The 25,290-nt window shown below is 52.8% G+C and carries 25 protein-coding genes; 11 read left to right on the forward strand and 14 right to left on the reverse strand.

From position 1 onward, the window contains the following. Positions 1-228: 228 nt before the first annotated feature. The 6 genes from ABJI30_RS12500 to ABJI30_RS12525 all read right to left on the reverse strand — a co-directional run bounded on the left by ABJI30_RS12500 (position 229) and on the right by ABJI30_RS12525 (position 7,581). The gene (locus ABJI30_RS12500; RefSeq protein WP_348017022.1) at positions 229-1,410 is read right to left on the reverse strand and encodes a VWA domain-containing protein; all 1,182 of its coding nucleotides are present in this window, start codon (positions 1,408-1,410) and stop codon (positions 229-231) included. Between the two features lie 15 nt (positions 1,411-1,425). Next, positions 1,426-2,271, reverse strand: a complete 846-nt coding sequence (locus ABJI30_RS12505) for a MoxR family ATPase (RefSeq protein ID WP_348017023.1) — start codon at positions 2,269-2,271, stop codon at positions 1,426-1,428. A gap of 106 nt (positions 2,272-2,377) precedes the next feature. Then, positions 2,378-3,037 (reverse strand): hypothetical protein, encoded by a 660-nt coding sequence (locus tag ABJI30_RS12510; protein WP_348025442.1) that lies wholly within the window; start codon positions 3,035-3,037, stop codon positions 2,378-2,380. 145 nt (positions 3,038-3,182) lie between these two features. Then, complete coding sequence (gene rpoD, locus ABJI30_RS12515) at positions 3,183-5,198, reverse strand: RNA polymerase sigma factor RpoD (protein WP_348017025.1); 2,016 nt, start codon at positions 5,196-5,198, stop codon at positions 3,183-3,185. Positions 5,199-5,249: 51 nt separating this feature from the next. Continuing rightward, positions 5,250-7,118 (reverse strand): DNA primase, encoded by a 1,869-nt coding sequence (gene dnaG, locus ABJI30_RS12520; protein WP_348017026.1) that lies wholly within the window; start codon positions 7,116-7,118, stop codon positions 5,250-5,252. A 10-nt stretch (positions 7,119-7,128) separates the two neighbouring features. Then, positions 7,129-7,581 carry a GatB/YqeY domain-containing protein gene (locus ABJI30_RS12525; RefSeq protein ID WP_348017027.1) on the reverse strand — a complete coding sequence of 151 codons (453 nt, stop codon included), beginning with the start codon at positions 7,579-7,581 and terminating at the stop codon, positions 7,129-7,131. A 163-nt stretch (positions 7,582-7,744) separates the two neighbouring features. Between ABJI30_RS12525 and carA the strand changes: the two genes are divergently transcribed. The 6 genes from carA (at position 7,745) to ABJI30_RS12555 (ending at position 14,373) form a co-directional block, all read left to right on the forward strand. Continuing rightward, positions 7,745-8,947 carry a glutamine-hydrolyzing carbamoyl-phosphate synthase small subunit gene (carA, locus tag ABJI30_RS12530; protein WP_348017028.1) on the forward strand — a complete coding sequence of 401 codons (1,203 nt, stop codon included), beginning with the start codon at positions 7,745-7,747 and terminating at the stop codon, positions 8,945-8,947. Beyond that, positions 8,947-9,321 carry a ribonuclease E inhibitor RraB gene (locus ABJI30_RS12535; RefSeq protein ID WP_348017029.1) on the forward strand — a complete coding sequence of 125 codons (375 nt, stop codon included), beginning with the start codon at positions 8,947-8,949 and terminating at the stop codon, positions 9,319-9,321. The genes carA and ABJI30_RS12535 overlap by 1 nt, the downstream gene beginning before the upstream one ends. An 82-nt stretch (positions 9,322-9,403) precedes the next feature. Then, a complete protein-coding gene (locus ABJI30_RS12540) occupies positions 9,404-9,775 on the forward strand; it encodes a hypothetical protein (protein WP_348017030.1) in 372 nt (123 codons plus the stop codon). 29 nt (positions 9,776-9,804) lie between these two features. Then, positions 9,805-13,137, forward strand: coding sequence for a carbamoyl-phosphate synthase large subunit (gene carB, locus ABJI30_RS12545; RefSeq protein WP_348017031.1), 3,333 nt, complete (start codon positions 9,805-9,807; stop codon positions 13,135-13,137). Positions 13,138-13,250: 113 nt separating this feature from the next. Then, positions 13,251-13,724: a transcription elongation factor GreA gene (gene greA, locus ABJI30_RS12550; protein ID WP_348017032.1), complete on the forward strand. Its 474-nt coding sequence runs from the start codon at positions 13,251-13,253 to the stop codon at positions 13,722-13,724. A 7-nt stretch (positions 13,725-13,731) separates the two neighbouring features. After that, positions 13,732-14,373: a rhomboid family intramembrane serine protease gene (locus ABJI30_RS12555; RefSeq protein WP_348017033.1), complete on the forward strand. Its 642-nt coding sequence runs from the start codon at positions 13,732-13,734 to the stop codon at positions 14,371-14,373. Between the two features lie 28 nt (positions 14,374-14,401). Here ABJI30_RS12555 and ABJI30_RS12560 read toward each other — a convergent pair whose 3' ends face one another. From ABJI30_RS12560 to ABJI30_RS12580, 5 genes are read right to left on the reverse strand one after another with little or no spacing between them, the layout of a single operon-like run. Continuing rightward, positions 14,402-14,635 carry a DUF4170 domain-containing protein gene (locus ABJI30_RS12560; protein WP_348017034.1) on the reverse strand — a complete coding sequence of 78 codons (234 nt, stop codon included), beginning with the start codon at positions 14,633-14,635 and terminating at the stop codon, positions 14,402-14,404. Between the two features lie 23 nt (positions 14,636-14,658). Further along, complete coding sequence (locus tag ABJI30_RS12565) at positions 14,659-15,192, reverse strand: hypothetical protein (protein WP_348017035.1); 534 nt, start codon at positions 15,190-15,192, stop codon at positions 14,659-14,661. Between the two features lie 3 nt (positions 15,193-15,195). Continuing rightward, positions 15,196-15,528 (reverse strand): hypothetical protein, encoded by a 333-nt coding sequence (locus tag ABJI30_RS12570; RefSeq protein WP_348017036.1) that lies wholly within the window; start codon positions 15,526-15,528, stop codon positions 15,196-15,198. Continuing rightward, positions 15,525-15,953, reverse strand: coding sequence for a phage holin family protein (locus ABJI30_RS12575; RefSeq protein ID WP_348017037.1), 429 nt, complete (start codon positions 15,951-15,953; stop codon positions 15,525-15,527). Before ABJI30_RS12575 ends, ABJI30_RS12570 begins: the two co-directional genes overlap by 4 nt. Before the next feature lie 44 nt (positions 15,954-15,997). Then, positions 15,998-16,531 carry a hypothetical protein gene (locus ABJI30_RS12580; RefSeq protein ID WP_348017038.1) on the reverse strand — a complete coding sequence of 178 codons (534 nt, stop codon included), beginning with the start codon at positions 16,529-16,531 and terminating at the stop codon, positions 15,998-16,000. Positions 16,532-16,721: 190 nt separating this feature from the next. Between ABJI30_RS12580 and eno the strand changes: the two genes are divergently transcribed. The 4 genes from eno to ABJI30_RS12600 all read left to right on the forward strand — a co-directional run bounded on the left by eno (position 16,722) and on the right by ABJI30_RS12600 (position 21,112). Continuing rightward, on the forward strand, positions 16,722-17,996 hold the full coding sequence (gene eno, locus ABJI30_RS12585; protein WP_348017039.1) for a phosphopyruvate hydratase: 1,275 nt from the start codon (positions 16,722-16,724) through the stop codon (positions 17,994-17,996). An 88-nt stretch (positions 17,997-18,084) separates the two neighbouring features. Further along, positions 18,085-18,396, forward strand: a complete 312-nt coding sequence (locus ABJI30_RS12590) for a septum formation initiator family protein (protein WP_348017040.1) — start codon at positions 18,085-18,087, stop codon at positions 18,394-18,396. 341 nt (positions 18,397-18,737) lie between these two features. Then, positions 18,738-19,733, forward strand: coding sequence for a pyruvate dehydrogenase (acetyl-transferring) E1 component subunit alpha (gene pdhA / locus ABJI30_RS12595; RefSeq protein ID WP_348017819.1), 996 nt, complete (start codon positions 18,738-18,740; stop codon positions 19,731-19,733). Next, complete coding sequence (locus ABJI30_RS12600) at positions 19,733-21,112, forward strand: pyruvate dehydrogenase complex E1 component subunit beta (protein ID WP_348017041.1); 1,380 nt, start codon at positions 19,733-19,735, stop codon at positions 21,110-21,112. The genes pdhA and ABJI30_RS12600 overlap by 1 nt, the downstream gene beginning before the upstream one ends. A 26-nt stretch (positions 21,113-21,138) precedes the next feature. On the opposite strand, the gene ABJI30_RS12605 is transcribed toward ABJI30_RS12600, so the two are convergent. The 3 genes from ABJI30_RS12605 to ABJI30_RS12615 are packed head-to-tail and all read right to left on the reverse strand — an operon-like array spanning position 21,139 to position 24,427. Further along, positions 21,139-21,837 (reverse strand): hypothetical protein, encoded by a 699-nt coding sequence (locus ABJI30_RS12605; protein ID WP_348017042.1) that lies wholly within the window; start codon positions 21,835-21,837, stop codon positions 21,139-21,141. After that, positions 21,834-22,448, reverse strand: a complete 615-nt coding sequence (locus ABJI30_RS12610; RefSeq protein ID WP_348017043.1) for a TadE/TadG family type IV pilus assembly protein — start codon at positions 22,446-22,448, stop codon at positions 21,834-21,836. Before ABJI30_RS12610 ends, ABJI30_RS12605 begins: the two co-directional genes overlap by 4 nt. After that, on the reverse strand, positions 22,445-24,427 hold the full coding sequence (locus ABJI30_RS12615; protein WP_348017044.1) for a TadE/TadG family type IV pilus assembly protein: 1,983 nt from the start codon (positions 24,425-24,427) through the stop codon (positions 22,445-22,447). The genes ABJI30_RS12610 and ABJI30_RS12615 overlap by 4 nt, the downstream gene beginning before the upstream one ends. A gap of 157 nt (positions 24,428-24,584) precedes the next feature. Between ABJI30_RS12615 and ABJI30_RS12620 the strand changes: the two genes are divergently transcribed. Then, positions 24,585-25,256: a hypothetical protein gene (locus ABJI30_RS12620; protein WP_348017045.1), complete on the forward strand. Its 672-nt coding sequence runs from the start codon at positions 24,585-24,587 to the stop codon at positions 25,254-25,256. The last annotated feature ends 34 nt before the right edge of the window (positions 25,257-25,290 follow it).

The following is a 25,290-nucleotide window of genomic DNA, read 5'->3' on the forward strand; positions in this document are numbered from 1 at the left end:
ATTCGGTTTTGGTTCCAGTGCCGGATCGCGCCGGTTTTGATTTTGCCAAAAATAACAGATGGATGAGAAGCGTTATAAATGACCAATTGACGGTTGGTTTTCATTGGTCGCGGTATAGAAAAAGCCATATATGCCTCCGCATTGCAGTAACAACTACAACATCTGGTATATGCGGGATTTCATATTCGCCAAGGCTTATTAGGGCCGATTTGGGTCTAATCTGTCAGGTTAGCCGTGTTTACGGGTCAATTCCTTCATCGCGTCACCTAATCCTTCGAGCGTCAGCGGGTACATGCGGTCGTTCATCAATTCCTTGATAATCTTGACGCTTTGCGAATAGCCCCATTGCTTTTCCGGCACCGGATTGAGCCAGGCTGTCGCAGGATAGGTGTTGGTCATGCGCTGCAGCCAGGTCACGCCCGCTTCCTCGTTGAAATGTTCCACTGAACCGCCCGGATGTGTGATTTCATAAGGACTCATCGATGCATCACCTACGAATATCAGCTTATAATCATGCCCGTATTTGTGGAGAATGTCCCACATTTGCGTGCGTTCGGAAAAACGTCTGCGATTGTCCTTCCACACCCCTTCATAAGGGCAGTTGTGAAAATAGAAAAATTCCAGATTTTTGAATTCAGAGGTGGCCGCGCTGAACAGTTCCTCGCACAATTTTACAAACGGATCCATCGAGCCGCCGACGTCAAGGAACAGCAATAATTTTACCGCATTGTGCCTTTCGGCCCGCATGTGAATATCGAGCCAGCCCTTTTTGGCGGTGCCATCAATTGTGCTTTTGATATCGAGCTCATCTTGCGCGCCTTCACGCGCAAATTTGCGCAGACGGCGCAAAGCAACCTTGATGTTCCGTGTCCCGAGCATTTTGGTATTGTCGAGATTGGCAAATTCCCGCTTGTCCCAGACTTTCACCGCCTTTTTTTGACCGCCTTCACCACCAATGCGAACGCCTTCGGGATTATATCCGGAGTTTCCATAGGGTGAGGTGCCACCGGTTCCGATCCACTTGCTGCCGCCTTCGTGACGCTTTTCCTGCTCTTCAAGACGCTCTTTCAGAGTATCCATCAGTTCTTCCCAGGTTCCCAGCTTCTCGATTTCCGCCATTTCTTCTTCGGAAAGATATTTTTCGGCAACCGCCTTGAGCCACTCCAGCGGAATTTCTTCTTCCTGCATACCGTAGCTGGTTTCGATCCCCTTGAAGACTTTCGAGAAGACCTGATCAAAACGATCCAGCAATCCTTCATCCTTCACCACTGTGGCACGGGACAAGTAATAGAATTCCTCCGGGCTCCGACGAATAACTTCCTTGTCCAGTGCTTCCAGAAGCACCAGATGTTCCTTGAGCGAGGCGTTAATTCCTGCGGCTCTCAGTTCGTCCATGAAGTTAAAGAACATACTTGGGCCCCCGGTCTAACGTGCTTCCCGCTTGGCCATGAACGCGAGCCGTTCAAACAGCATCACGTCCTGCTCGTTTTTCAGCAACGCACCATGAAGCGGCGGAATCGCCTTGCTTGGGTCCTTGGACTGCAGAACTTCCAGTGGCATGTCTTCAGAAAGAAGCAGTTTCAGCCAGTCGAGCAATTCGCTGGTGCTGGGCTTCTTTTTCAGACCCGGAACGTCGCGGACATCGTAGAAAATATCCATGGCCTTTTTGACCAGAACGCCCTGAATGTCAGGAAAATGGACGTTGATGATTTCCTGCATCGTCTCGCGATCCGGGAATTTGATGTAGTGGAAGAAACAGCGGCGCAGGAAGGCATCCGGCAGTTCTTTTTCATTATTGGACGTGATGACCACAATCGGGCGGTCTGCCGCCTTGATTGTCTCTTTGGTCTCGTAAACATGAAACTCCATTCGATCGAGTTCCTGCAGCAGATCGTTTGGAAACTCGATATCCGCCTTGTCGATTTCGTCGATCAGCAGAACCGGCAATTCGGGTGACGTAAAGGCCTCCCACAATTTTCCCTTGCGGATGTAGTTGGAAATGTCGTGCACCCGCTCGTCACCGAGCTGGCCATCGCGCAGCCGTGCAACTGCATCATATTCGTACAGACCCTGATGGGCTTTGGTGGTTGATTTGACATTCCACTCGATCAGAGGGGCTCCGGTGGCCTTGGCAATTTCGTGGGCCAGAACGGTTTTACCGGTCCCGGGCTCTCCCTTTACCAATAGAGGGCGACGCAATGTTACCGCTGCGTTGACCGCAACTTTCAGGTCGTCAGTTGCAACATAGTCCTTGGTACCGTCAAAACGCATATTCCATTTTCCCTTGCCGTAAACGTCAATGGCATAGCGATAGGGAAAAGGCCGGATGCAGGCAAGTTAATCATTTAGTTAAGATGCCGGATTGCGGTGGATCGGTTCAGGATGCCTGACGGGATCTGCGACGAGCTTCAAGCAGTTGCCAGAGTCCGCGGTGTTGCGCCAGAATCTGGTCGGCTCCAAAATTTACTGCCCGTTCAATGCCAAGATTTTCATTCAAGGCGGTGCTGAGCTGCAGGGTGGAATCGACAGTGGGCATGTTTTGATCCCGTGGCTCGATTCCAAATTTGATCGCGGCATTCTCGAGGAGCGGTCTCACCGCATACCAATCCAGCACCAGCGCAAATGACGCACCCAGTGCACAGCCGTCGCGATCGGACTGCGACAGCATTTCGAGTGCCTTGCGTTGCGCCAGCACGGTTGCATTGCTCTGATCGCTGCCACCGACTCCTGAAATAGGACCGGCTGCAACCGTCAATTTGGTCAAAAACGCGCGTTCAGCAGAAAAAGCTTCCATCGCGTGAACAAGCCACTTTCTGGCGGAAACATCAGCGGTTTTCGTCGCGGCGTGATCGACCACACCTGGGTGTCGTCCATGCAAGATACATAGGTAATGGGCCAGATCCGCAATATCTGCGCCGCTCAATGAACCGAAATCATCCGTCATCGTGCGGACATAGGCGACTGAAAAGCTGCCATGCTCCCGGACATAGTCGACCAAATTATGTTGTATCGACGGAATTGGATTGATTTCTGGCATCTGACTCACATTATCCTAGAGGTTCTGGAACCGCATCGTTGCAATTCCGCTTTCCCCAGCATAATAGCCAGAATTCCTAAAGAGCCCGTTTATCTGTCGTTAGGAAACTGCAAACCATGATTAGGCGCGCAGATTACCGAAAATCCTACTGATCCAGGAAACTCCGCATCTTGCGACTGCGGCTTGGATGCTTGAGTTTACGTAGCGCCTTGGCTTCGATCTGACGGATACGTTCGCGCGTCACGCTGAACTGCTGGCCGACTTCTTCCAGCGTGTGATCCGTATTCATGCCAATCCCGAAACGCATCCGTAACACGCGTTCTTCGCGTGGTGTCAGACTCGCCAATACGCGGGTGACCGTTTCCTTCAGATTGGACTGAATGGCCGCATCGACCGGAATGATCGCGTTTTTGTCTTCAATAAAGTCACCGAGATGCGAATCTTCCTCGTCCCCAATCGGAGTTTCGAGGGAAATTGGCTCTTTGGCGATCTTCATCACCTTGCGCACTTTTTCAAGCGGCATGGAGAGGCGTTCCGCCATTTCTTCCGGTGTTGGTTCACGGCCCTGCTCGTGCAGGAACTGGCGAGATGTCCGGACCAGCTTGTTGATTGTTTCAATCATGTGCACCGGAATACGGATGGTTCGCGCCTGATCCGCAATCGAGCGGGTAATGGCCTGACGAATCCACCAGGTTGCATAAGTCGAGAATTTGTACCCGCGGCGATATTCAAATTTGTCGACCGCTTTCATCAGACCGATATTGCCTTCCTGAATCAGATCCAGAAACTGCAGGCCGCGGTTGGTATATTTTTTGGCGATGGAAATGACGAGGCGCAAATTGGCTTCAACCATCTCCTTTTTGGCAATACGCGCTTCCCGTTCGCCCTTTTGCACCATGTTCACGATACGGCGGAACTCGTCCAGAGATGTCCCGGTTGCGCCGGCGATATCTGAAATTTCAGACCGAATGCGTTCAACCGCATTGGCTTCTTTCTCTGCAAAAGCCGCCCATTTCTTGTCTGCTTTGGACATGCTGGCCAACCAGCCATCGTCCAGTTCATTGCCAATATAGCTTTCCAGAAATGCCCGGCGCGGAACCTTGTGGCGTTCGGCGAGACGCAGCATTTGACCACCCAGTGCCGTGAGGCGCCGGTTAAACGAATAGAGCTGATCGACGAGAAATTCGATCTTGTTGGCGTGGAACTGCACGCTTTCCACCAAAGCGGTGAGCTGTTCGCGCAGGCTGTGATATTTCTTTTCGGAATTGGCAGGAAAATCATCACCCACCGCAAAAGCTTCCATGCGGGTATTTTGCAGTTTCGAGAATTTCTTGAAAACAGAGGTTATTTCAGCAAATTTTTCAAGCGCTTCCGGTTTCAGCGCTTCTTCCATCTGGGCGAGAGAAAGCGTGTTGTCTTCCTCTTCTTCTTCGACAACGCGCTTGGTGCGGCGTTCGGTCAGTTGATCCTCATCGTCGCCTTCGCCTTCTTCAGCTTCCGGCTCGTCCTCGACTTCATCATCATCTTTGAACGAAGGTCCGGCGGTCTTTTCGCTGATTTCTCCATCGTCATCATCTTCCTCTTCCAGATTTTCCGGAACAGGATCTTTCGACAACATTGCATCGAGATCCAGAATCTCGCGCAATTGCATTTCGCCATCATTCAGCGCGGTGGACCATTCGATAATCGCGTTAAACGTGGTCGGACTTTCGCACAATCCCCAGATCATCGTATCGCGGCCAGCTTCAATACGCTTGGCAATCGCAATCTCGCCTTCACGGCTAAGCAACTCGACGGCGCCCATTTCGCGCAGATACATGCGAACCGGATCATCGGTACGATCTCCGGCAGCTTTTTTAACCGGCGCTGCAGCTGCTTTTTTGTCCTTGTCCTTGCCGTCGATGGATTCGACTTCATCGCCCGGCATTTCTTCAGCTGCTTCGTCATCATTCTCGACAACGCGCACACCCATTTCCGAGATGGAGGACATGATATCTTCAATTTGTTCGTTCTGGTCCTGGGGAAGCGCTTCGTTCAGCTCATCAATCGTGATGTAACCGCGCTTTTTGGCCTTGGTGATCAGTTTTTTTATCGCTGAGCCGTTCAGGTCGATAAGCGGCGCGTCATCTGCTGCCGTTGATTTCTTTGCTTTGCTTGCCAATGCTTGAAGTCCCTAACTTAAAAAACCAAACCCGATAATCAGGCCCAAATATCAAACAACATCGTCAATCTGGGTGAGTTCGACCAATCGTTCATGAAATTCCTGCTTTGCCTGTCGCAGCCTTTGCTGCTCTGCAAAACTGTCTTCATCAAGATTATCCTGCACCCGTCTTGTTGCTTCTGCCAAAGCTGCCTCCAGACCGGGACGCGCCGTTATTACTTTTATCGCTTCTCCCAAATCCGCATAGGCCCGTTCGATTGTTTCCGAAGGAGCAGGATCTGGCATTTTGCGGTTGAAAGTGAAATTCAGCGCATCGGCCCGTAACAGCCCTTTTGCGACATTATAACAATCTGTCTGTTCCAATATGGTAAGAAGGCCCTGCATATCAAGCGTTTCTTTGCGCATTGCCTGCCTTACCAGCTCCGAAAGCAGGTCCTGAAGCTGCGAATCGGCGAGTTTGAGCAATGTGAGTTCCTCAAAATGCTTGGAAATCTGCGACGGATGACGGATCAAGCCACCCAAAATGCCCTTCGCGATGCGCAAATCATATCCTGAAACTAAAACTGATTTTGTGTCCGGCATCGCGTTCAATGATCGATAATCTGATTTGAAACGTGCATTCTGCCGCTGATATTGCGGGCGTTGCGTCGTAGAATCATGTTTCGGGAAAAACGTCTGCTGATAACGCTCCTGAAAATCCTGGCGATAATGCTGGGCTATATCCTGATCGGCAATATCCCGAACATGGTCAGATAGCCGTTTTTTCAAACCCGCTTTGCTTTCGGGGCTGTTTAGCGGTTCTGCGGCATATTCATGGTCCCAGATGCGGTCTCCCAGCATTTGGGGTTTGTCGATCAACGCCCCAAAAGCCTGTGGACCTTCGGCCCGGATCAAATCATCAGGATCCTGTCCCGCTGGCAGTGATATGAAATTCAGGCTGTGTGACGGCTTTAACAGCGGCAGGGAGCGTACAGCCGCCCGCATGGCCGCTTTCTGGCCTGCATTGTCCCCGTCAAAACAGAGAATGGGGGCTTCCACCATTTTCCAGATTCGCTCGATCTGATGTTCGGTAAGCGCGGTGCCGAGCGGCGCTACAACGTCTTCAAAGCCTGCCTGGGCCAGTGCAATTGCATCCATATAACCCTCGACGACCAATATGCGCCCTGTCTGGCGGGAAGCAGGGGATGCCTTGTCGAGATTGTAAAGCGTCCGCCCCTTGTCAAATAGCGGTGTATCAGGGGAATTCAGGTATTTGGGTTCGCCGTCACCCAATATGCGTCCGCCAAAAGCGATGACCCGGCCACGCGGATCGCGGATCGGAATCATCAGCCGCCCCCGGAAGCGGTCATAGGGATCCCTGTCATCCACTTTGATCAGCAATCCCGCTTCGACCAGTCGATCGACGCCTTGAGACGATAGTGCTTCTTTCAACTGTCCCCGGGAATTGGGCGCAAAGCCAAAGCCGAACTCGCGGATCGTTTTCTCCGTAATGCCCCGGTTTTTCAGATATTCCCGGGCCTGGGCACCGGCGATCCCGTTAAACTGGGTCACGAACCAGTCCTGTGCCGCCGCCATGACGTCATGTAGTGTTGCGCGCTGTTCCTGACGCTGTGCGGCTCGGGGATCGGGGGCAGGGACTTCCATTTGCGCTTCGGCAGCGAGATCCTTGACCGCGTCCATAAATCCCAGCCCGCGCTGGTCTGTCATCCAGCGGATTGCATCCCCATGCGCACCGCAACCGAAGCAATGGTAGAAGCCCTTTTCGTCATTAATCGTGAAACTGGGCGTTTTTTCATTATGGAACGGGCAGCAAGCCTTATATTCCCGCCCCGCCTTCTGGACCTTCACCGTACGGCCGATCAACGTCGACAATGTCGTCCGGCTACGCAGTTCATCCAGCCATTGCGGGGAAAGGGTCATAGATCGTTGTTCAGCTGAGCGCTGCCTTTACCAGGCCGCTGGCCTTGCCCATGTCGATTTCGGTGCCGTGGCGCTTTTTCAGTTCACCCATGACCCGGCCCATGTCTTTCATGGAATCGGCGCCCAGTTCTGCCTTGATTCCATCGATCAGGGCAGCCGTGTCTGATTCGCTCAATTGGGCCGGCAGGAACTCCTCGATCACGCCGAGTTCCATTTTCTCGCCCTTGGCCAGTTCTTCGCGGCCGCCGCTTTCAAACATCTCTATCGATTCGCGACGTTGCTTGGCCATTTTTTGCAGGACATCCGTGATCATGGCATCGTCATCCGGCGCGCTGTCCTTGGTGCGCAGTTCGATGTCCTTGTCTTTGATCTTGGCCAAAATGGCGCGTGTGGCCGCTGTCCGATCCTTGTCGCCGGCTTTCATAGCGCTAATCTGCGCTGCTTTTACATCATCGCGAATCATAGCGCCCTCATGTTTTTTGGAATAAGCTACCAACATAGCGGCAAGATAATTTTTTTCATAGATTGCGACGCGAAAAAACTGCACCTAGTCACGGCGAAATTTGCCAAAGCGCGGTGAAATCGCAAAACCTCCGGAGTCGCCCGGAAATAAAGGGATAGAGACCATGACAGAACCCAGCATCCCCGCCGCACCTCAGGGCGCAACCGGGATATTGGTTCTGGCCGATGGCACAATCGTCTGGGGTAGGGGATTCGGCGCAACCGGGTCGGCGGTTGGCGAAGTCTGTTTCAACACCTCGATGACGGGTTATCAGGAAGTGATGACCGACCCGAGCTATGCCGGGCAGATTGTCACCTTTACTTTCCCCCATATCGGCAATGTCGGAACCAATGACGAGGATGTCGAGGCGGATAGCCCGCACGCGCTGGGCTGTATTGTCCGCGAGGATGTCACGGCGCCCAGCAATTTCCGGGATCAGAAACCTTTTGATCAGTGGATGGCGGAACAGGGCCGGATTGGCCTGTCTGGTGTCGATACAAGGGCGCTGACCCGGCGGATACGCGAAGCCGGCGCACCCAATGCCGTGATTGCGCATGATCCGGATGGCAATTTCGATATTGATGAGTTGCTCGCCAAGGCGCGCGACTGGGCCGGACTGGAAGGCATGGATCTGGCGATCGAGGTGACGGGCCATCAGACGAAAATCTGGGACGGCGACATCTGGCGTCTGGGTCATGGCTATGCGCCGCTGGACAATATGGACAGTCAAACGGGGGGGAATGGAAAACGCCCTCATGTCGTGGCGATCGACTTTGGCGCCAAGCGGAATATCTTCAGAAACCTTGTGAAAGCTGGCGCAAAAGTGACCGTAGTTCCTGCTGAAACCAGCTTTAGCGAGATTATGGAATTGCAGCCGGAAGGCGTGTTTTTGTCCAACGGGCCCGGCGATCCGGCAGCAACCGGGCAATATGCCGTGAAGGTTATCCAACAATTGTTGGAAACGGACATGCCATTATTCGGCATCTGCCTCGGCCATCAGATGCTGGCCCTGGCTGCAGGCGCGAAAACGGTCAAAATGCACCAGGGCCATCGCGGCGCCAATCACCCGGTCCAGCGCGTGGGTGGTGACTGGGATGCGAGTGAAGGATTGGTCGAGATAACCAGCATGAACCACGGCTTTGCAGTGGACGGCGATACATTGCCGGACACGGTGGTCGAAACCCATAAAAGCCTGTTCGACGGCAGCAATTGCGGTATCCGCATCACCGGCAAACGCGCCTTTGGCGTACAATATCACCCCGAAGCGAGCCCCGGCCCGCAGGACAGTTTCTATCTGTTCGAAAAATTTGTCAGCGGGCTTGGTTGATGAGCGCGATTGATCCTGCACATCTGGCCGAAGAATGGGCCACAGATGATGAAATCCTGCAAAACATGGCAGCAGGGGGCGATCTGGCACATGTGGTGCGCGAGATTAATGTGCAATTTGTCGGGGCGGTCTCTGATCTGAACAAACTCAAGAACGACGCCAGTAAATGGGGCTTCCGATCCGCCCTGGTCGCCAAGGAAGAGGGCGAGTGGGAAATCGAACTGCAAATTGATCTGGATACCAGGCGGGAGACGATCCACGAACTGACGCGCAAGTCTCTGGAGATTGAGTCGGAATATGACATCGATCACGAAGGCTGGGGCTGTTTTGCCTGTAACGAGAATGGCCCGATTTCTGATGAGAATCCGGCGTGATTGAGGTACGGCTTCATCTTGATAGGAGCCCTTGGGCTCAGAACAAACCTTACTTGTTTGAGAAGTTTTTAGGGGGATCGTGTTGAGAATTTCCGCAATCCTCGCGTTCCTGTTTCTGTATGCCTGCGATGCTCCAGACGGTATAATCGAGCAGCTTCCTTTGGCTGAAGAAGAGCATGCCAGAGTAGCGGCGAACGATTGCAGTATTGAGGAATGGGGATGGACGACTGCTTATGCACTTAGCGAGCCACCAATTCCTCCTCAAAAGAGTTTTTCATATGAACTTGAACCTACTCCTGATGAAGCAATCGAACCCCAACATCTTAACGGTCAAACTTGGGATATGACAGATCGAGTGAAGTTGTCTGAAGCATGTGTTCGTTCTTCTTTTGAAAGACAGGGAGTTTATTCGGACATCTCTCCTCCGGGTTTGGTTTTGACGATTGTAGAATGAAGTATGATTTTGGAAGAGATTGAAACTTAATGCCCAAAAGAACTGACATAGAATCCATCCTTATCATTGGCGCTGGCCCGATCATTATCGGTCAGGCTTGCGAATTTGACTATTCCGGCACCCAGGCGTGCAAGGCGTTGAAGGAAGAGGGATACCGGATCATTCTGGTCAACTCCAACCCGGCGACGATCATGACCGATCCGGAAATGGCGGATGCGACCTATATCGAACCGATTACGCCGGAAATTGTCGCGAAGATTATCGAGAAAGAACGCCCCGATGTGATCCTGCCGACCATGGGTGGGCAAACCGCGCTCAATACCGCGCTGACGCTCAACAAAATGGGTGTGCTTGAGAAATTTGGCGTGCAGATGATTGGCGCCGATGCCGAAGCCATCGACAAGGCCGAGGATCGCGAAAAGTTCAAGGCCGCGATGGACAAAATTGGCCTGGAAAGCCCGCGTTCCGCCGTCGCGCATAGCGAAGAGCAGGCGCTGGAGATATTGGAAGACATCGGACTGCCGGCGATCATGCGGCCCAGCTTCACCATGGGCGGCACCGGTGGCGGCGTGGCTTACAACCGCGAAGAGTTCATCCATTATGTCCGGACATCGCTGGAAGCTTCGCCGACCAATGAAGTGTTGATCGATGAATCGCTGATTGGCTGGAAAGAATATGAGATGGAAGTTGTTCGCGATAAGGCGGATAACTGTATCATCATCTGTTCGATCGAGAATGTCGACCCGATGGGCGTGCATACGGGTGATTCGATCACGGTCGCACCGGCGCTGACTTTGACGGACAAGGAATATCAGATCATGCGCAACGCCTCGCTGGCGGTGCTGCGTGAAATCGGAGTCGAAACAGGGGGTTCGAACGTACAGTTCGCAGTGAATCCCAAAGACGGTCGCCTCGTTGTCATCGAAATGAACCCGCGCGTCTCACGCTCTTCGGCTCTGGCGTCCAAGGCCACCGGCTTCCCGATTGCCAAGGTCGCGGCCAAGCTGGCAGTGGGCTATACGCTCGACGAAATCGACAACGACATTACCGGCGCAACACCGGCATCGTTTGAACCAACGATCGATTATGTCGTCACCAAAATCCCGCGCTTTGCGTTTGAGAAGTTCAAGGGCGCAGAACCCTTGCTCTCTACCGCCATGAAGTCGGTTGGCGAAGTGATGGCAATTGGCCGGAATATTCACGAATCCATGCAGAAAGCACTGCGCGGGCTGGAAACCGGGCTCGACGGTTTTAACCGGGTGGTCGAGCTGGAAGGTGCGGAACGCGATGACATTATTGCGGAATTGGCCAAGGCGACACCGGACCGGCTTTTGGTTGTGGCTCAGGCGATGCGCGAGGGTTTCACCAATCAGGAAATTTTCGATATCGCTTTTTATGATCCCTGGTTTCTCGATCGGATCCGTGAGATTATCGATGCAGAGCAGGATATTATCGACAATGGCCTGCCCAACGGCCCGGAAGCGCTGCGCAAGCTGAAATCCATGGGATTTTCGGACGAACGGCTCGCCAAGCTGGCGGTCGATGCGGTGCATGTCGCTGGCGGGGCAGGGCGTGCGGTTGCCGGTGGCGGTCTGATCGGCGAAGCCGTTCACGCCATGGCGGGCGCAACGACCGAGAAAGAAGTGCGCGAATTGCGGCACAAGCTCGGCGTACGACCCGTTTTCAAGCGGATTGATACCTGCGCGGCGGAGTTTGAGGCGAAGACACCCTATATGTATTCGACCTATGAGGCGCCTATTTTCGGGGAGCCGGAAAACGAGGCACAGCCTTCGGATCGCCGGAAAGTCGTGATTTTGGGCGGTGGACCGAACCGGATCGGGCAGGGGATCGAGTTTGATTATTGCTGCTGTCACGCCTGTTTCGCGCTGTCAGACGCGGGCTTCGAAACCATCATGGTCAATTGCAACCCGGAAACAGTGTCGACGGATTATGACACGTCCGACCGGCTGTATTTCGAACCACTGACTGCGGAAGATGTGCTGGAAATCCTGGCTGTCGAACAAAGCAAAGGCGATCTGGTCGGCGTGATCGTGCAATTTGGCGGACAAACACCGCTGAAACTGGCCGCAGCGCTGGAAGATGCCGGAATACCGATCCTCGGCACCACGCCGGACGCCATTGACCTCGCGGAAGATCGCGAACGCTTTGCCAAGCTGGTCAATGATCTCAAACTGAAGCAGCCTGAAAATGGCATGGCCCGGACCCGCGATGAAGCGGTAACCATTGCCGAACGTATCGGATATCCGGTTCTGATCCGTCCCAGTTTCGTTCTCGGCGGCCGCGCGATGGAGATTGTTGACGGACCGGCTCAGCTGGAAAATTACATCAATACGGCCGTGCAGGTTTCCGGCGATCAACCCGTGCTGGTTGACCAATATTTGCGCGACGCGATTGAGGTCGATGTCGATGCAATATGCGACGGCGATGATGTTGTGGTTTGCGGCGTGTTGCAGCATATTGAAGAGGCCGGTGTACACAGCGGCGATAGCGCCTGCACCATTCCGCCCTATAATCTCAGCGATGAAATTATAACCGAAATGGAACGGCAGGCAGAAGCACTGGCTTTCGGCCTCAAAGTCCGCGGTCTGATGAATATCCAGTTCGCGGTGAAAGATGGCGAAGTCTATCTGATCGAAGTCAATCCGCGCGCCAGCCGGACGGTACCCTTTGTGGCCAAGGCAATCGGAACGCCCATTGCCAAGATCGCATCTCGCGTAATGGCAGGTGAAAAGCTCAAAGACTTGCCAGTGATTGACAGGAATATTGAATATATTGCTGTGAAAGAAGCGGTCTTTCCGTTCAGCAGATTCCCTGGAATTGACCCGGTCTTGTCACCGGAGATGAAGTCGACCGGCGAAGTCATGGGTATTGATCAGAGCTTCGCCATTGCATTTGGCAAGGCGCAATTGGGGGCGAACAACCATCTGCCTGATGGTGGAACATTGTTTGTTTCGGTCAAGGAAACCGACAAGAAGGTGATCGAACCGGCGGCAAGACTTGCCGAAAAGCTCGGATTCAAAATTATTGCGACAAGCGGCACAGCCAATTATTTGACAGAAAAGGGCATCGCGGTTGAAAAGGTCAATAAAGTGGCGGAAGGCCGTCCGCATATTGTCGATCGGATCAAGGATGGCGAAGTTGCGCTGATTTTCAATACGACGGAAGGCTGGCAATCGCTGAAGGACTCCAAATCGATCCGTGCTTCGGCTCTGACCGGCAAGGTTCCTTACTATACAACGGCAACCGCGAGCGTAGCTGCAATGGAAGCGATTGGGGCCATGCGTGACGAGACTCTTGAAGTTCGGGCACTTCAGTCTTATTATAAGGCTTCGCAGACGTAATTCCCCGACAAATTGTACACTGCGGGCGAACTTCAGCAAAGAAGGGCGCCGGGAAACTGTTTTGACGCTGCGGCCTTGAAAACTGCGGCGACCAGGAAGAAGAAAGGCCAAAAATGGCTGTAGAAAAAGTACCGATGTTGCAGGAAGGCCATGACAAGCTGGAAGCAGAATTGAAAGAACTCAAAGAGGAACGCCCCCGGATCGTGGATGCGATCGAGGAAGCGCGCGCGCATGGCGATCTCTCTGAAAATGCGGAATATCACGCGGCGAAAGAGCGGCAAGGGCAGGTCGAAGCCACGATTGGCGATCTGGAAGACAAGTTGAGCCGTGCTCAGGTGATCGATCCCACGACATTGTCCGGAGACAAGGCCGTGTTCGGCGCAACTCTGACATTGCTCGACGAGGACGACAAACCACTGAAATATCAGTTGGTTGGCCAGGCCGAAGCCGATGCGAAAGTCGGCAAGATCAGCTATAACAGCCCGATCGGCCGCGCGTTTATTGGCCGCAGCGTCGGTGAGGAAATCGAAGTCACCGTGCCATCGGGCGACAAATATTACCTTCTCGAAAAGATCGAGTTTATCTGATCCAGCCATGAACCTGCCCCAGGGAAAATTCACAAACGGACTGGTCATCACAAATGTGGTGATTTTTCTGGTTATCTGGATTTTCGGACTGGACCAGCTCGCCGTTCTCAAAGGTGCGTTCTTCCCGATCCGTCTGAACGGAGAGGCGATTGTCGACGCGTCCTTTGGCTGGATGGTGCCGGCCTGGCTCACGCCGCTATCCTCCGCGTTTCTGCATGGCGGTGCGATGCACATTGGTTTCAACATGATCATGCTGATATTTTGTGGCCGATTTGTGGAACAGGCACTGGGCGCGCGGCTTATGGCACTGCTATATGTCGCGGGCGCCTATGGTGCAGCGTTGGCGGAATTTGCAATGAATTCGGAATCGACAATTCCGGTCGTCGGTGCAAGCGGCGCCATATCGGCAGTTATCGGCGCTTATGCGCTGTTGTTCGCGCGTAACAAGGTTGAGCCGGTCGGGCCAATACCCGGACATATTGTCCGTATAATCTGGCTAACACTGGCCTGGGTTGGAATCCAGTTGATGATCGGCATTGCCTCCAGGGGCGATATTAACGGCGTGGCGATCTACGCCCATATCGGAGGTTTTGTCACCGGGCTGCTGCTCACCCGGCCGCTGCTGGGCTGGCGCTTTCGGGACGCCTGAGCGGGTTCAGGTTTAGCCTTGAGCGGCTTTAGTCTTCTTCCGGTAACTCGGGTTCCAGCAATTTGTGCAGATGCACGACAACATATTTCATTTCTGCATCATCGACCGTGCGCTGGGCATAACCACGCCACACTTCTTCGGCCTCTTCATAGTCCTGATAAACGCCGACCAGGTCTACGTTCTCCAGATTCTCAAAATCGAGTCCGCGGGGGTCTTTTACCCGTCCGCCCATGACCAGATGGATTTTGCTGCGTTCACTCATTTGTTCGCCCCGTTCGTGGAATTTTATTTGGATCCGTCAGATTTTACTGCTTCAGTTGCAGCTTCGGCGGCGCTCTTAGCAGCCTCACCGGCTTTGCCAAGCAGATCTTTGATCTGGCCCTGTACGCTGTCCTTGCTGAGGCCGAGATTCTCGATCTGATCCTGACCGGCTTCCTTTGCCGCATCATAAGCCTTTTTGGCCGTATCATTGATCTTTTTGCCAGCACCGCCAACATATTTGGTTTCGGCTTTGCTTTTGGGCAGTAACGCGCCAATCAACGCCCCCAGTGCGATGCCGCCGGCCACGACGGCCAATGGGCTTTTCGTAATCGCTTCCTCTGACTTGTCTGCGGCTTTCCTTGCCGCATCCTTCGTCGCCGTTACGCTTTGAGCGGCCTTGGCTTTGCCTTCACCCAGCAAGGCGGCGGCGCGCTGTTTGCTTTCAGACATTTTTTCCAGTGCAATCTCGCGACCTTCGTCGGCCATGCCCTTGGCACTTTCTAGACGTTCGCGGGATGCGGTGCGGGCCTTCTCAATATTGTCGGACAATCTACTCATGGTCTATTCCTTGACGTCAATGTTCGGGGAATCTGTATTCTGGGCGGCCTTGAACTGGCCGGAAACAAGTCGAGTTAGCGGTTTGCGCAAGGCAACAAGAGCTGCGGCTGCCACGACCGATGCCGTGATGCCCGGGTTTGACTTTACTGTATCAACCGCGGTTTTTCCTGTCTTTTGCATCTGATCAACGGCTTTGCTCTTCGCATCCTGGACCAGGTTTCCGGGGCGAATTCGCTCTTTCGTTTCAACGATATTGCCTTTCAGATTCTCACGTGCCTGGTCCCGCTCAATGGCGAGTTCGCGCAAGTTGAAAATGTCATCATTATTTGCGGTCATTGCTCTTCTTCATCCAGTGGCAGTTTGCGCGCCCGTTTTATCGCCATTGCAATCAATATGGTAGTCAAAAGCAATGCGCCCCCGGTTACCAGCCCGGTTGCGGCGATAGGGCCATAATAATGGGCTGCAATCATTATGAGACCCAAAACCAGCGCAATCACCGTCATTAAACCGAACGCCGACCCAAGAGCGAACAGTGTCAGCACCGTTTTGGTCGCCGCCATGTTCACCGAGAGTTTCGTGCGATAATATTCCAGTTCGACATTGGCCAGTGTCCGCACGTCCTTGACCAGTTCTGAAAACTGGTCGCTCAGGGATTTGCGGTTCGCATTTTCACTGACCGATTCCGAGGACGCATCGGTACCACCGTCCTGTTCGACGGGCACCGATATTTCCTCAGCCGGGCTGGTATGACTGTCTTTCAACACGAAGTCCGATCTCGCAATATATTATATTATCCGTACAGGACTTAGCTGCGATCATCCATGCCTGATTTGATCAAGCGAGATACGAGAAATCCAACCACCGCAGCGGCTCCGATCGCGACAGCCGGGCTTTTGCGTACAAACTGACGCGCGTCTTCGACCATTTCATCGACGTCCTTCTCATCGATCTTTTCGGCAAATGTAGAAACCGCATCGGCCGCCGAACGCGCATAATCACCATATTTTTCACCGACATTTTCATCCAGTGTCTGGGCGCTGTCATCAATCAGCTTGCCAAGATTGCCAATGGCACCACCAGTGCGTTCCTTGCCTTGATTGGCTGCTGCACGGGCTTTTTCAATGGCCTTGTCTTTCAATCCATCCGTATCCACAATCTTGGACTTCGATGACGCGGCTCGCGTTGCGCCAGTCTTGAGCGGCGCTGATGGTTTGGCAGCTGCTTTTTTCCGTGTCGTGGTCTTCTTGGCGGCAGATGCTTTCCTCGCTGGCTTTTTTGCAGCGGTTTTGCGTGCTGCCGGTTTTTTCGCTGCTGGTTTTTTGTCCTGGTCTGTGGCCATCTGTATATTCCTCTTAAAATCCCTCGCCAATATCTTTCAATCGACATCTTTGTCTCTTGAACTTCCCTTATCAGGGAAATGGTGTCTAATCATTAGAATTCAAGGGTAAATGGCCCAGATCCGGTTGCCACGGAAGGAACTCGGCATTAAGGGCTGTGGTTCGATTACTTGTTCTGCAGGAGCCAGATTTATGACTGCCATTCTAGATATTCACGCACGCCAGATTCTGGACAGCCGGGGTAATCCAACGGTTGAGGTAGATATTTTGTTGGAAGACGGCAGCTTTGGTCGTGCAGCCGTTCCTTCCGGAGCGTCGACCGGTGCTTATGAAGCGGTCGAACTGCGGGATGGCGACAAGGACAAATATCTCGGCAAAGGGGTTTTGAAAGCCGTCGAGGCGGTCAACGGGGAAGTCGCAGACTTGCTTCGCGGTTTCGATGCGGAAGATCAGGAAGAGCTGGACGGTGCGATGATTGCGCTGGACGGGACTGAAAACAAGGCGCGCCTGGGTGCCAATGCGATTTTGGGTGTCAGTCTTGCTGCGGCAAAGGCGGCTGCCGACGCGCGGGGTTTGCCGCTGTATCGCTACGTCGGAGGCGTATCTGCCCGTGTACTCCCGGTGCCAATGATGAATATCATCAACGGCGGTGAGCATGCCGACAATCCTATCGACTTTCAGGAATTCATGGTCATGCCGGTCGGCGCTGACAGTCTTTCGGAAGCCGTGCGTTGGGGGTCCGAAATTTTCCACACATTGAAAAAGGGCCTGTCGGAAAAGGGACTGGCTACGGCGGTTGGCGATGAGGGTGGTTTCGCGCCCAATCTGGGATCAACGCGCGATGCGCTCGACTTTGTCATGGCATCGATTGAAAAAGCCGGCTTCAAGGTTGGCGACGAAGTTGTGCTGGCGCTGGACTGCGCGGCAACCGAGTTTTACCGGGACGGCCAATATCATATCTCCGGCGAAGGAAAGGTGCTGTCCCCGGCTCAGATGTCAGATTATCTCGCTGACCTGTGCAAGGATTATCCGATCAAATCTGTCGAAGACGGAATGGCGGAAGACGACTTTGAAGGCTGGAAACTTTTGACAGAAGCGGTCGGCGATTCTGTTCAGCTCGTTGGCGATGATCTGTTCGTCACCAATCCCGTACGATTGTCCCAGGGTATAACCGATGGGCTGGCCAACAGCTTGCTGGTCAAGGTCAACCAGATCGGAACTTTGTCTGAAACCATGGAAGCGGTGCGAATGGCGCATAACGCGTCCTATACTGCGGTCATGTCTCATCGTTCCGGGGAAACCGAGGATGCGACGATCGCTGATCTGGCGGTCGCCACGAATTGCGGTCAGATCAAGACCGGGAGTCTGGCGCGTTCCGATCGGCTCGCCAAATATAACCAGTTGATCAGGATCGAAGAGGAACTGGGCAGCGTCGCGCATTATGCGGGCCGCTCCATCTTTTCGTAAGTTCTGTTGCAAGGCAGAGCGCTCGTGCTGGACGACAAAAAAATAAAAGCGCTTGCCAGCGAATCAATAATCTGATTCAAGGATGTCCATGGCAAAAAAGGAAAAAATCGGCAGTTTGATAAAGGCGGCTCTCGGGCCTGGCTTTGCGCTGCTGACACTTCTGGCCATTGCCGGATATGCGGTTCTCGGACCCACTGGAATTTTGGCGTGGGGCGAATACCAGCGAACGCTGGACGACAGATCAGCGCAATTGACATCTTTGGAAATTGAGCGGGATAGCCTGATGAACCGCGTAAATCTTTTGGACCCCGAAGGTGCCGATCCTGATCTCACCGGAGAGCTTATTCGCAAGGAATTGAATGTGGCTCATCCCGACGAAGTTATCATTCCGCTCAAATAATCGGGTCCTTCCAGAATTTTCGTCGCATTGTTTTCCGGAATTCATTGTTTTGGCTGTCTAAAGACTTGGGAAATTCGATTGACCCGCTTATGGTAGCGCGAAACCAAAAACAGGAATTCGAACGCGTGGCAAAAACTCCCCGGAAAACCTCCCCAAAAACGAAACCACCTGCAAAATCAGCAGTAAAATCTCGACGCAAGCCTGCGGCGAAAACTGCAGCAAAGGCACCAGCAAAAGCGACCGCCAAAGCGACGGCCAAAGCTCCGGCAAAGAAAACGACTAAAGTCGCTCCGGCGAAACGCGCTCCTGCAAAGGCAAGTCCTGCGAAACAAGCGAGTAGGATTCCAGTTCTGAAGACACCGTCCTACAAGGCGACCAAGGCTGAATTGATGGCATTTTATGAGCAGATGCTGCTGATCCGCCGGTTTGAGGAAAAGGCAGGTCAGCTTTACGGCCTGGGTCTGATTGGCGGGTTCTGCCATCTTTACATCGGACAGGAAGCCGTTGTCACGGGTTTGCAGTCTGCGATTGAACCCGGCAAGGACAGCGTCATTACAGGTTATCGCGATCACGGTCACATGCTCGCTTGCGGTATCGATCCAAATATTGTGATGGCCGAGCTTACAGGCCGGGCATCCGGAATCTCCAAAGGCAAGGGCGGTTCAATGCACATGTTCTCCGTTGAACATGGCTTCTATGGCGGCCATGGCATTGTGGGCGCTCAAGTGTCGCTTGGCACAGGATTGGCATTTGGCCATAAATACAAGGAAGACGGCGGTGTCTGCCTTGCATATTTTGGCGATGGCGCGTCCAATCAGGGGCAAGTCTACGAGAGCTTCAACATGGCCGAGCTCTGGAAATTGCCGGTGATTTTCGTAATCGAGAATAACCAATATGCCATGGGTACAAGCGTCAATCGCTCGTCTTCCGAAGATCAGCTTTATCGGCGGGGCGAGAGCTTCCGGATCCCGGGAATGCAAGTCGATGGCATGGATGTGCTGGCCGTCCGCGGGGCAGTTGAAGAAGCTCTTGAATATGTTCGGGCAGGCAAGGGGCCGGTGCTGATGGAATTGAAAACCTATCGATATCGCGGTCACAGCATGTCCGATCCCGCCAAATATCGCAGTCGTGATGAAGTTCAGGGAGTCAGGGAAAAATCTGATCCAATTGAACGGCTTAAAGCGATGCTGATAAAGCAGGGCGTGAAGGAAGAAGATTTGAAAACTCTGGACAAGGCGGTACGCAAAACCGTGATGGAGGCAGCCGATTTTGCTGAAGAATCGCCCGAACCGGAGATGTCAGAACTATATACCGACATTCTGGTGGAGCAGTATTGATGACTATTTCACTCAAAATGCCCGCCCTGTCTCCAACGATGGAAGAAGGAACCCTGGCCAAATGGTTCGTCAAGGAAGGCGACGAAGTCACATCTGGTGACATTTTGGCAGAGATTGAAACCGACAAGGCAACCATGGAATTTGAAGCGGTCGACGAAGGAACCATTTCGAAAATTCTGGTGGCTGAAGGAACGGACAATGTGGCGGTGGGCGCGGTCATTGCGGAAATGGCCGGGGAGGATGAAGGCGAGGACGAAGGCGAGGTTTCTGCATCGCAAGCTCCCGAACCCAAGGCACAGCCAGTTGAAGTTGCTGCCGAAGAATCCGAACAAGAAGTTTTCGCCGCGCCGGTACCTGCTGTGCGCGCCAATGACCCGGATATTCCGGAGGGAACGAATATGGTTTCTATTACTGTGCGTGAAGCGCTTCGCGATGCGATGGCGGAAGAAATGCGGACAGATGAAACTGTTTTTGTCATGGGCGAAGAAGTCGCTGAATATCAAGGCGCATACAAGGTCACTCAAGGACTGCTGGATGAATTTGGCGGTAAACGTGTGATCGATACTCCGATTACCGAACACGGATTCGCCGGCATTGGCGCAGGCGCCGCGATGGGCGGATTAAAGCCGGTGGTTGAGTTTATGACCTTCAATTTCGCGATGCAGGCGATTGACCACATCATCAACTCGGCAGCCAAGACAAATTACATGTCAGGTGGCCAGATGCGTTGCCCGATCGTATTCCGTGGGCCCAATGGCGCGGCTTCTCGGGTGGGCGCTCAACACAGCCAGAACTATGGTCCCTGGTATGCTGGCGTGCCGGGCCTTATTGTGATTGCGCCTTATGATGCATCGGATGCGAAGGGGCTGCTCAAAGCCGCCATCCGCTGCCCGGATCCCGTAGTTTTCCTGGAAAACGAGCTGCTCTATGGCCGCTCTTTCGAAATTCCTGAACTGGAAGACCATGTTTTACCGATCGGCAAGGCGCGGATCATGCGGGAAGGGTCTGATGTTACTATCGTGAGCTATTCAATTGGAGTCGGACTGGCACTTGAAGCTGCTGACCAGCTTGCGGAAGAAGGCATCGATGCGGAAATTATCGATCTAAGAACGCTTCGGCCGCTGGATACGGAAACTGTCCTCAAAAGTCTTGCGAAGACAAACCGCCTGGTGGTGGCAGAAGAAGGATGGCCGACCTGTTCAATTTCCTCGGAAATTGTTGCTGTCTGCATGGAAGAGGGTTTTGACGATCTGGATGCACCGGTGGTGCGCGTAACCAACGAAGATGTGCCGCTGCCTTATGCGGCCAATCTCGAGAAAGCAGCGCTGATCGACAGCGCGCGGATCATCGATGCCGTGCGGAAAGTCTGTTATCGCTAGGTTGTTGCTGACCAGCCAGCGGTCTTTTAGATATCTGTGTATAGATTACAGGTCGCTGATGGATCACCGTCATCATCTACGCCAGCTGTCAGGTTCCGGTTGTCGCGGATATTAAACACGGCTTCGTGGCGAATAATCTTGTTCTGGTAGAACAGATCACCAAATAGCGGCTCATGTTCGTAGACAATTTCGACGTACATGACACCGGTTCCGGATGTTGCTGTAACTTCGTTTCCGGTTTCGCCCATGCCGGGGAATGCAGTCCCCGTGGCGCCGACCCCTTCGACACCATAGGCGGATTGATAGTTTGCAAGCCCCTTGCATCTTTGCCAGTGAATCCATTGTCCGTCATCGGCATTACGCTCAAGACTGGACAAGATTACACGGCCTCTTTGCAATATCCCAATATCGCCAGTCTGCAGGTTCAAACCAGTCATAACCTGATTGACATCACTTTCAAAAACCGTGCGAGATGTCGTATTTACAACAGCCTGACCCATGCGTGATGCGTTGTCTGACAGGTTCAAAGCTGCCTGACTCACCCGCAAGCTCGTCAATGTGAGATTGGCGGTCTCCAACCCGTACATTCCAAGTCCGGTAAAAATCGGCAAAGCATAAGCAAATTCGGTCAGAGCAAGCCCGGACTGGTTGCGCGCAAGCCGTGATAATATTCCGGCTTTCTTTTTGCCGGTCAGAGCATTTTTCAAGAACGCTGGGTGTGTCATGTACAAATAACCTCAACTGTAGCGCTAAATTGATCACCGTAAGGCTGGTTTTTCAAAACGGTTGTGGCCGATAGTGTCTGTCGTTTGTCGGCCCCGATCATGTTCCAGAACGGGAACAGTCGATCATAGCTGACGGTGACGGTGTAGAGGACAACATCATTGGGGCCGCCGATGCCGTCATCGCCGATATCGGCATCCCAGGAATCGTTGGCATTCATGTCTTCAAAACACTCGCCGCTATCATAGCTCCCGTTGCCATTCGTATCGGTATAGCTTTCCGGTTGACTGACATTATTGTAGTCAAAATAGCTAAGCCTCTCGAATTTGAGATCGTTCTCGTCGTCAGGATCGATTTCGGAATTGAGACTTATAATCTGGTCACTCACCGATTTGTCGATTGCCGTCAGAGCAGCCGGACCTGTCTCCAATGCCGAATCGCGAGCTGCATTCTGGATAACACCGGTTAATGCGGAGCGCATGTAGACCGAATAACCCAGATCAAACAGACCCATGAGCATTAGCAGGAAAGTGGGTGCCACAAATGCAAATTCAATTAGCGTGGCACCGCTTTCATCCTGCGAGAGGCGTTTTTTTCGAAACAGTCCGATCATTTTGACAACCTCAGGTCTGCAACTGAATTCGCGATCGTTTCAAACGCGTCTTCCAGCTGGGCAGCGTTGGTAGAGGTGAACGAGCTGTTGGCTGATGCACAGTCGATCATTTCCTGAGTGAGGGATGTCGCGAATGCGATAACCCACACGCGGATTCCCTTGGCCCTGGTGGCTTCGCAAATGGCGTTAAATCGCGTGGTATGATTCGTCGATGCCTGTGTTTCGTTGCCGGTACCAACAAACATATCGTGACGTTCAATGCCGTAGGCACTGTGATAGGTATCACCGATATCCAGAACGCCATCGGTCATGAAGATGAGGTGCCGATTCACAAAACCACTATTGGTTGGCGTGGCGGTGACATTGGCAGAAAACACACCTTCTGGAGAGCTGATCCGAGCGCCCCAAAGCATTCCGACATCATGATATGTCCCGCCGTCGGCTGCGAGCGCATCAACATAGTTGTCAAACTGCGTTTCGGTCAGCTCAGACAAGAGGTTTACTTCCTGAGGACAGGCTGTCTGCGATTTTCTTGTGGTATAGGTGTAGGTTTCACTTCCGGCCCCAATATTGTCCCTGTAATAAGTTACTTCTGGCCAGTAAGGACGCCAGCGCGTTGCATCACTAGTCGGAACAGAATCGATATCCAGATCGAATGCTCCGGAAGGCGTGATTGCATCGGTTACGCCGTCATAGGCAACTACGTCGCTGTCGACAGTATCCCGTTCCTGTATGCAACCTTCCCAGCGCGTCGTAGAACTGCTCGTGAGCGTTGGAATCGCAACAGCGGAATTGACATATGACCCGCCAGAGTCCTTGTCGACCGAACGGACGAAGTCATAGACTTCATGGCCAATTTGCGTGTGTTCCCAATAAGAGAATGTCGCGCCAGGAACTGTGGGATCAAGAGTATACTTGGTTACAGTCTGCGTTTCAGTGGTGTCGGTCGTTGTCGTGCGCGTGACTGCTCGTCTGCAGATATACGGACCGTAAAATGCATCTCTCGAAAACGTGTAAGTTGCACCGGAGTCGCCGCTCAGAGTAGCCGGTTCCCCATAGGAATAACCCCAGTCACTTGGTTCCCATTCATACCAGTAGTAATAACTACTGCCGCTCCTGTAATAGACGTCGACATCATCTTGGTTGTTGCCAAAACGCGTACAGTCTCCATCAGAGATATAATACTGGCTCTCATAGAAAGTGCTGGTCGTGCCGGCAGGAACGATAACTTCTTCACTTTCCTGGTATTCATACCACGCCTGTCGGGACTGATAATTATATACATCGCCCGAGGTTCCGCCAATCAAGTAGGTCGGATCCAGATCATAGAGTTGTTCACCTATGTTGACTGTCCCCGTGTAAGGCACGAGACCGTACCGGATACGAGAGCCCGATCCCTGAGATGCGGTATAAACTATGTCATAGAAGCTTTTGGTTGCGTTCTGCAGTGCCAAGAGACGGGTGATGGTTCCCCCGCTACCATCATCAATGGAATATGCCATTGAACCGGTGGTATCCAGAACCATGGTGATGTCACTATTTGCAATTTCCAAAATCGCAGTGCAGTCAACCTCGACGTCAATTTCGTCATTGCCGAACAACTTCATCACGATGGTGGGAAGTTCAACCGAAGCCGTAGCGTTTACTGAACTCGTACCGGATGGACTGACCGGAGTGAAAGTTCGATTGGTGCTGTCAAGATAACCAGTCGGGAAGTTCGCGTTAAAAAAGCTCTCTGTCTGAGCCCGTGCCTGGGTGTCATATGAACCATCGCCCATTGCTTTACGACCGGCAAGAACGCCGGCGTCACAAGCTTGCTGCAACCGTGTCTTGACCATATAGGCGCGGCTGAGGTCAACGCCGCTACCGATCATGCCTGCAAGAGGGACTAGACCGCCGGCAACCATTGCCAGCGTGTTACCTCTGACGTCGGAACGCAGTCTGCTAAAGAATGTTCTCGCAGTGTTTCTATCAGTCATTTGCCTTTGGCCCCTCGTGATGCGCATGCGAACGTCGCGCGGTTGGATTTCAATTCAACCTGTCAAATAAGGAGAAAAGGGTTAGCGGTCGGCCAAAGGACTTGGTTAAAGCGATCTTTACCTTGATTTTTCCCGGAAAACCGGCAACCGCAGCGCAATGAATTCTGTTCATTCCGAGCTTGACCCTTTGCGTAGACTGATATTGGCATATGCCCGATCAGAAGATCGCGATCATTACTCGCTGTCATTTGGCCTGGATTTCAGGCTGGCCGAGATTATCCGCTCGACCTCTGAACTTTTGATAGGGCAAATGCGGTTAACATGGTGGCGAGATAATTTAACCAAGGAAAATGTTGCAAAACCCGCCGGTGAACCGCTGATTGAATTGCTTCAGTCTTTGGAAAACGAAGATGACGTCTCCAGTGGACTGGTTAAACTGGTCGACGGATGGGAGATGTTGCTCGCAGATTTCCCATGGGATGATCGGCAGTTTGAACAATATTCAAGTCTTAGAGGGGGAGGGGCTTTTCGTTCTGCTCTGGGAGGTGTCACCGAACTCAGCCAGGATCAGCTGAGAGCTGCGCAAGGTTGGGCTTTATGGGATTTTGCGCGCCATTGTTCAGATGAAAACATGCGAACCGAAGCGTTCTCCAGATCCTGTGAAATCTTCGACAAGTTGAGTCAGCTGAAATTTGATAGAAACGGACGACCACTGTCTATTCTCTGTAAATTGGCCGCACGGGATGTCAAAAAGCGAGAACTGTCGGTTGATTTGTATCGACCCGCTGTGGCTGCTGTCATCATCTGGCACGGTCTGACGGGACTGTAACGGCCGAAGAATTTGGATTGATCAGGACGCAGAG

The organism is Parasphingorhabdus sp. (genome assembly GCF_039968395.1).
Taxonomy (GTDB): domain Bacteria; phylum Pseudomonadota; class Alphaproteobacteria; order Sphingomonadales; family Sphingomonadaceae; genus Parasphingorhabdus.

Coding starts and splice junctions, on each gene's coding strand:
- ABJI30_RS12500 (WP_348017022.1), bottom strand. CDS start 1,410: ATGTTCTTTAACTTCATGGACGAACTGAGAGCCGCAGGAATTAACGCC.
- ABJI30_RS12505 (WP_348017023.1), bottom strand. CDS start 2,271: ATGCGTTTTGACGGTACCAAGGACTATGTTGCAACTGACGACCTGAAA.
- ABJI30_RS12510 (WP_348025442.1), bottom strand. CDS start 3,037: ATGCCAGAAATCAATCCAATTCCGTCGATACAACATAATTTGGTCGAC.
- dnaG (WP_348017026.1), bottom strand. CDS start 7,118: ATGACCCTTTCCCCGCAATGGCTGGATGAACTGCGTAGCCGGACGACA.
- ABJI30_RS12525 (WP_348017027.1), bottom strand. CDS start 7,581: ATGATTCGCGATGATGTAAAAGCAGCGCAGATTAGCGCTATGAAAGCC.
- carA (WP_348017028.1), top strand. CDS start 7,745: ATGACAGAACCCAGCATCCCCGCCGCACCTCAGGGCGCAACCGGGATA.
- ABJI30_RS12535 (WP_348017029.1), top strand. CDS start 8,947: ATGAGCGCGATTGATCCTGCACATCTGGCCGAAGAATGGGCCACAGAT.
- carB (WP_348017031.1), top strand. CDS start 9,805: ATGCCCAAAAGAACTGACATAGAATCCATCCTTATCATTGGCGCTGGC.
- greA (WP_348017032.1), top strand. CDS start 13,251: ATGGCTGTAGAAAAAGTACCGATGTTGCAGGAAGGCCATGACAAGCTG.
- ABJI30_RS12555 (WP_348017033.1), top strand. CDS start 13,732: ATGAACCTGCCCCAGGGAAAATTCACAAACGGACTGGTCATCACAAAT.
- ABJI30_RS12560 (WP_348017034.1), bottom strand. CDS start 14,635: ATGAGTGAACGCAGCAAAATCCATCTGGTCATGGGCGGACGGGTAAAA.
- ABJI30_RS12565 (WP_348017035.1), bottom strand. CDS start 15,192: ATGAGTAGATTGTCCGACAATATTGAGAAGGCCCGCACCGCATCCCGC.
- ABJI30_RS12570 (WP_348017036.1), bottom strand. CDS start 15,528: ATGACCGCAAATAATGATGACATTTTCAACTTGCGCGAACTCGCCATT.
- ABJI30_RS12580 (WP_348017038.1), bottom strand. CDS start 16,531: ATGGCCACAGACCAGGACAAAAAACCAGCAGCGAAAAAACCGGCAGCA.
- eno (WP_348017039.1), top strand. CDS start 16,722: ATGACTGCCATTCTAGATATTCACGCACGCCAGATTCTGGACAGCCGG.
- ABJI30_RS12590 (WP_348017040.1), top strand. CDS start 18,085: ATGGCAAAAAAGGAAAAAATCGGCAGTTTGATAAAGGCGGCTCTCGGG.
- ABJI30_RS12600 (WP_348017041.1), top strand. CDS start 19,733: ATGACTATTTCACTCAAAATGCCCGCCCTGTCTCCAACGATGGAAGAA.
- ABJI30_RS12605 (WP_348017042.1), bottom strand. CDS start 21,837: ATGACACACCCAGCGTTCTTGAAAAATGCTCTGACCGGCAAAAAGAAA.
- ABJI30_RS12610 (WP_348017043.1), bottom strand. CDS start 22,448: ATGATCGGACTGTTTCGAAAAAAACGCCTCTCGCAGGATGAAAGCGGT.
- ABJI30_RS12615 (WP_348017044.1), bottom strand. CDS start 24,427: ATGACTGATAGAAACACTGCGAGAACATTCTTTAGCAGACTGCGTTCC.
- ABJI30_RS12620 (WP_348017045.1), top strand. CDS start 24,585: ATGAATTCTGTTCATTCCGAGCTTGACCCTTTGCGTAGACTGATATTG.